Here is a 5620-nt window from a genome sequence, read left to right as displayed (position 1 = left end):
CGGTCGGGTCTTTCTGCAGATACGGCGACTGCCGGCCGATCTGCACGCTGCGGTTCAGGTTGCTCTGCACCTGGTCTGCCTGCGCAGCAGAGCCTAAACCCAGATTGGCCGAGGCCGCCGGCGCAGAAGCCGGCACTTGCGCCAGCACAGGCAGCGGCAATGGCACCAGCCACGTCGACAACAACACAACAGCCGTCAGCTTGCGGGCGCGCGGCCGGAAGAGGGAATGCGTCATACGGAAAGCGCAGTGTGCAGGATCAGCCCGGCGGCATCGGGAACCGCCGGGCGCTTGCTATCATAAAACGCTTCGTCTTCTGCTCCGCAATCCTGCGGTCACTTATGTCGCAACTCACCCACTTTGATTCCGCCGGACAAGCCCATATGGTCGACGTCGGCGACAAGGCCGTCACGCACCGCGTGGCGGTGGCTACCGGCACGATCCGCATGCTGCCCGATACGTTTGCGCTGGTGCGTGATGGCACGGCCAAGAAAGGCGATGTACTGGGGATCGCGCGTATTGCGGCGATTCAGGGGTCGAAGCGGACGTCGGATTTGATTCCGCTGTGTCATCCGTTGGCGTTGACCAAGGTGGCGGTTGAGTTTGATCTGGATGAAGCGGCTCACAGTGTCCGCTGCACTGTTCGCGCTGAGACGCGTGGGCAGACAGGCGTGGAAATGGAAGCATTGACCGCCGTGCAGGTGGGGCTACTGACGATCTACGACATGTGCAAGGCCGTGGATCGGGGGATGGTGATTGGGGATGTGCGGTTGATGGAGAAGCACGGGGGGAAGTCTGGGGATTGGGTGGCGACATAACAAGCCCTTGCCTCAACGCAAAAGAGCGCATCCTTTGCGCTCTTTTGCTTTTTAGCGGCACTCTGCCGGAGTGAATTTTGCTGCCAGCGTTGGACTATAAACCGTTGGCTCTTCCACTTTGCCGCGCTGTGTCACACCCGTGGCGTAACAGTCCCAGCGAATGGGGCCACTAGGTAGTGTACTGGCGGTAGTGCTACCCTGCAGCGATGCTCCGTCAGCCGCAGTGGTCGGCTTCAGCACCAGTACATTGGCGCCCGAAGGCGCAATCTTTGTGCTGTACTGGATCTGAATCTCGCCCTTGGTGGGGTCAATCGTGATGCCGTTGGCAAGCAGATTTTGTGTAGCCGCCGTGCTACCAGTGAACCCTTGCCCGAATGGGGCGCCAGAGGCTGCATTCTCTGCCACTGCGGTTTTGGCTGCGGCTGCAAACGATAAGCCTTCAGTCACGCGCGCCCGAACGGTGTAATCCTGATAGGCCGGCACCGCAATCGCGGCAAGAATGCCGACGATCGCAACAACGATCATCAGTTCAATAAGTGTGAAACCTCGCTGACGTCGTGCGCTGATTCTTTGATTTAACTGCATCTTCTCCTCCAAAATGGCATATGGCTTCACCTAATCCAATGAAGCGAGAGAAGATTAACGAACGACGATCGCATTTCTACTACCTACAATTCATTTTCACATAAACATAAGCACATTCTTAATGAAGCGCGACAACAAAAAAGCGCCTCAACGAGGCGCTTTTTCCAAATTACGGAGCAATGATGGCTATCAATCAACGCCGGCCAACAACCCCTCCGCCTTCAATCGATCACAAAACGCATTGAGCCCATCCATCTTTTTCTTGCACACGAGCGTCAACAAGGTCGATTGATCTGCATAGTCAGTCCAATACTGGTTGTGCAGCCTACGAACCTGGGTGACTGCCTCGTCGGTCTTGCCCTGGAAAGCCAGTGCAATCGCCCACCGCTGTACCGGGCCTGCCGTCGGAAAAAACTGAACAGCCTGGTGCTCGATTGCCGCCATGATCGGCGCTACCTCAGCCGTCATTGCTGCGCTATTGGCGATCGACAAGTTGCCGTATGGGACAAGCAACAACTGTCCGCTTGCCTGGTAGCGTTTTAGCTCTACGGCCGCTCCTTCTGGGGAGTAGAAAAGCCGCTCGACAGATTGATAGTCAACCCACATGCGCCCTGTCAGCACCGCTCCGCAGATGGCAACCGCTCCGGTCAACACCCACGCCATACTTGGAGAGGGCACACGAAGTTGCCGTTGATCCATATAACCAAGCGCGAATGCGAATGGCAACAAAAAGTACAAGTAGTGCAGGGGGTACTCCAGCATCGAGTGCGTAACCATCACAAAGATGACAGCGCACAGGAAGCCACGCTCATGGGTCAGCCGCCGCCTCCATACTGCCTGTAGCAGCCCAAAGCAAGGCAGCGCCACAGCCAGCAGACCAACGATGCCAACCTTCGCAAGCATGTCCAACACAATGTTGTGCGCATTCGTCGCCATCTCGACATGCCCCAGCACGTCGGTCTGCACGTACTGGTTCCAGGCGTAGTCGCCCCAGCCGCCACCCAGCCAAGGGTGCGACAAGAAGATGTGCCATGCGTGGTTCCAGAGCAGCGGCCGCAAACCAGCACCCTGCTCCATGCGATCCCCCAGCGAGGACTGCAAGCCAAGCTGCCACTGAACGTTGGCGTAGGCGACCAGCCAGTTGCATGCTTGGTAAACAATCGCGAGCCCCAGCACCGGCACGCAGGCTTTCAGCCATCGCCGCACGCCGCGCTCGTTCGCAGTCGACGCCAAGCCCACCAAGCCGCCGACCAGCACAACATGTAACCAAGTAATGCGGGAAAAGGTCAGCGCCATTCCCAACAACAGTGCAACACCGATACCCCCAAGCGGAATCCTCCAACGGGGCTTTTTCTGTGCGAGGAAAAAACTTGCCGCCAATCCGAATGCCAGATAAGACGCAACGTGGTTAGGCTGATTTAGGTTGCCCCACATACGACGCGCCGCCCCTGGTGGCGCAATGGAAACAAACGCCGCGGGCAGATCCGGCACACGAAACAAATGCAGAAACTCTACGACAACGGTTAGAAGACCACCTAGAACAGCGCCAATGGCAATGGCCTCGATCGCACCGGGTACATCTCGACAGCGCGCCCCCAGCCCGCATGCCGCCGCTGCCGCCAGCAGAAACACGATGGCCGCAAAGGAGAAGAAAGGATTGAGTGGTGTGGCAACCAGCAACTGCAACAGCAGTACGCCAATCAATGCAGCAGGCGCAAGGGTGACAACCGGTAATTTCGTCTTGCTTTGCCACGTCAAGGGCAGCGCCAGAACCGCGAAAGCAGCCCAGCAGATGGCCGTTGCAAACTCACTGTAGAACGTCGCAATTGGATAGCTGTGCGGCGCAACCAGAAACGGGATGGACCAACATGCGATAAGAGCAAGCCAAAGCAGAAGCAATAAGATAGAAGGTCTGTGCATCGTCAGATATCACCAAGGAGCGCGGCAAAACAAAAAGAGCGCCCGAAGGCGCTCTTCTCTTGATCGCTAGCTTAACTTAGCGGCACTCTGCCGGAGCGTACTTGGCCGGAAGAGTCGCAGCAGTAGTCGGCGCAACCACACCGCTCGTCGCCTTGGTTGCCGAGAAGCAGGTCCACTGGATCGGACCACCCGGCGCGGAGTTGACGGTCAGAGCACTACCCTGCGAGCTGGGCACGAGCACCAGCGTCGGACTACCGGAGGCAACCGGCGCAGCATAAGCAACCGTGATTTGACCGGTAGCCGCTGCGATTGTCAGCGCAGAAACGTTCTTCGTTGCAGCGAATGTGGAAGAGCCCGCCGACAAATCGCTTTGTGCGTTTGCTGCGTTTTCTGCCACCAGTGCCTTGGCTTGAGCAGCCAGCGACAGACCTTCCGTCACGCGAGCGCGGATCGTGTAGTCCTGATACGCCGGAATGGCGATAGCAGCCAGAATACCGACGATCGCGACCACGATCATCAGTTCGATCAGCGTGAAACCCTTCTGGACACGCTTGTTCAGACGACGCATCGATTTCATGAATTTTCCCCCGGAAAAATTTGGTTAAGGATGATGCAAAGCTATTAGAGCAGGGATCGTGCCAGCCGAAATACTAAGGTTGTCGGCCAAAAACTGACGCGATTCGCATGAGGACCCCGCACTTTGTTGACAGTTTTTGACAGGCGTTGACGGAGTTGGTCAATTTAGTGACCCAAAAATCACATAAAATTTGAGCCAACACCACAAAGAAGAAGGCGCCCGAAGGCGCCTTTGGTTTCGCTCAAGCCGTCAACGGCATTCGGATGGCGCGTATCGGGGTTGGAGGGTTGGCGTCGTGTTTTGCGTGACGGTTGCTGCCGGCATTTGCTTGCCTGCCGCAGCACAAACCCACTCCACCATAGCCGGGGGTGCAGAACCCGCGTGCAAATTGGCGAGATTCGCCGATGACGCACCCGAATACGGTGTCAGTACAAGTACATTGGCGCCGGCACCCGCAACCGTTGAAGCGAACGACACCGAAATCTCACCTGTTGTTGCATCGATATTCAGCCCGGTGACATTCTTGGTTGCCGGGATGGAGGCCGCGCCAAGTGCCAAGCTGCTCTGCGCGTTTGCGGCATTCTCCACCACCAGTGCTTTGGCCTGCGCCGCCAGAATCAACCCTTCCGTCACCCGCGACCGAATCGTGTAATCCTGATAAGCCGGAATCGCAATCGCAGCCAAGATCCCGACAATCGCCACCACGATCATCAGTTCGATCAACGTAAAGCCGCCGGCGCGACGGGTTCTTCCCGTGCAGTGCTTGAAGCCCATGACCTCTCCCCAAAAGGCATTTTCTTGTGGAGAGCCGCAGTGCAGGGACTATGCCAAGGCACACACTGTGTTAACGGGCGGAAACTGGCGCACTTTGACGGGATTTCGACCGCAAATCTGACCGTTCTTGACAGAACTCTGGACAGATCGCGTCATCACCCACTTTCGAGGGGAACCTTTCGGATTAGGCCTGGCGAAGTGTTCGGCGGCTCAACCACCAGCCCACGGCAACCACGAGCAGCGCGCCCGCGCAGCCGACCACAATGTCGGCACGCGGCACCGCGTGCGCGAACCACGCGGCATCCACCGGATCAGTGACGAGCATGTCGCCCGCCAAGTAGCCGAGCAACGCCGCCCCCAGCGTCACGATGATCGGAAACCTCGCCATCACCCCCACCAGCAGCGTGCTGCCAAAGATGATGAGCGGAATCGACAGCCCGAGGCCGAGCACGAGCAGCAGGAAGGTTGTGCCCGGCGGCCCCTTTTCTGCCGCCGCGGCCACGGCGACCACGTTGTCGAGCGACATCACTAGATCAGCAACCAGGATGGTCTGAACGGCGGGCCACAGACCATCGCGCTGGTGGCGGCCGTGTGTGTCGCCTTCATCGACTTCAGCCAACAGCTTGATGCCGATGTAGACCAGCAACACTGCGCCAGTCGTCTTCAGATACGGCAAGGCCAGCAGCTTCACCGCCAGGATGGTCAATACGATACGCAGCGCGATGGCGCCGGCGCTACCCCAGAAGATCGCTTGCTTCTGCTGCCGTTGCGGCAGATTGCGCGCGGCCAGGGCGATCACGACCGCGTTGTCGCCGGACAGCACGATGTTGGTGAGGATGATGGAGCCGAGCGCGAACCAGAATGCGCTGGAAGTGAGCGCCATAGTGTTCCCGAAGATGTCCTTGTGGTTTGGCGTGAAATACGCCAGTGACTTGCTTGCTTATACAC

6 protein-coding genes and 1 pseudogene are annotated in these 5620 nt (G+C 58.1%); 1 reads left to right on the top strand and 6 read right to left on the bottom strand.

What is annotated here, in order from left to right; all coding sequences use genetic code 11:
- Positions 1–235 (bottom strand): annotated as a pseudogene (locus JHD73_RS26150) (M48 family peptidase); the annotation flags it as partial.
- 104 nt (positions 236–339) lie between these two features.
- On the opposite strand from JHD73_RS26150, the gene moaC reads away from it, so the two are divergent.
- The gene (gene moaC, locus JHD73_RS26145; RefSeq protein ID WP_199033071.1) at positions 340–816 is read left to right on the top strand and encodes a cyclic pyranopterin monophosphate synthase MoaC; all 477 of its coding nucleotides are present in this window, start codon (positions 340–342) and stop codon (positions 814–816) included.
- Positions 817–867: 51 nt separating this feature from the next.
- On the opposite strand, the gene JHD73_RS26140 is transcribed toward moaC, so the two are convergent.
- The 5 genes from JHD73_RS26140 to JHD73_RS26120 form a co-directional block, all read right to left on the bottom strand.
- On the bottom strand, positions 868–1431 hold the full coding sequence (locus tag JHD73_RS26140) for a pilin (protein ID WP_368735560.1): 564 nt from the start codon (positions 1429–1431) through the stop codon (positions 868–870).
- A gap of 159 nt (positions 1432–1590) precedes the next feature.
- Positions 1591–3321: a Wzy polymerase domain-containing protein gene (locus JHD73_RS26135; RefSeq protein WP_199033070.1), complete on the bottom strand. Its 1731-nt coding sequence runs from the start codon at positions 3319–3321 to the stop codon at positions 1591–1593.
- A 76-nt stretch (positions 3322–3397) separates the two neighbouring features.
- On the bottom strand, positions 3398–3898 hold the full coding sequence (locus JHD73_RS26130; RefSeq protein WP_199033069.1) for a pilin: 501 nt from the start codon (positions 3896–3898) through the stop codon (positions 3398–3400).
- A gap of 249 nt (positions 3899–4147) precedes the next feature.
- On the bottom strand, positions 4148–4672 hold the full coding sequence (locus tag JHD73_RS26125) for a pilin (RefSeq protein WP_199033068.1): 525 nt from the start codon (positions 4670–4672) through the stop codon (positions 4148–4150).
- A gap of 184 nt (positions 4673–4856) precedes the next feature.
- Positions 4857–5555 carry a TerC family protein gene (locus tag JHD73_RS26120; RefSeq protein WP_199033067.1) on the bottom strand — a complete coding sequence of 233 codons (699 nt, stop codon included), beginning with the start codon at positions 5553–5555 and terminating at the stop codon, positions 4857–4859.
- Positions 5556–5620 lie beyond the last annotated feature (65 nt).

Origin of the sequence: Ralstonia sp. ASV6 (assembly GCF_016429285.1) — a bacterium.
Lineage (GTDB): Bacteria > Pseudomonadota > Gammaproteobacteria > Burkholderiales > Burkholderiaceae > Ralstonia > Ralstonia flaminis.
The sequence above is the reverse complement of the archived record's forward strand: the minus strand, read 5'-3'. Positions and strand labels throughout refer to the sequence as shown.

What these genes read in the sequence shown, in the direction of transcription:
- moaC (WP_199033071.1), top strand. Translation starts at nt 340, where the DNA reads ATGTCGCAACTCACCCACTTTGATTCCGCCGGACAAGCCCATATGGTC.
- JHD73_RS26135 (WP_199033070.1), bottom strand. Translation starts at nt 3,321, where the DNA reads ATGCACAGACCTTCTATCTTATTGCTTCTGCTTTGGCTTGCTCTTATC.
- JHD73_RS26130 (WP_199033069.1), bottom strand. Translation starts at nt 3,898, where the DNA reads ATGAAATCGATGCGTCGTCTGAACAAGCGTGTCCAGAAGGGTTTCACG.
- JHD73_RS26125 (WP_199033068.1), bottom strand. Translation starts at nt 4,672, where the DNA reads ATGGGCTTCAAGCACTGCACGGGAAGAACCCGTCGCGCCGGCGGCTTT.
- JHD73_RS26120 (WP_199033067.1), bottom strand. Translation starts at nt 5,555, where the DNA reads ATGGCGCTCACTTCCAGCGCATTCTGGTTCGCGCTCGGCTCCATCATC.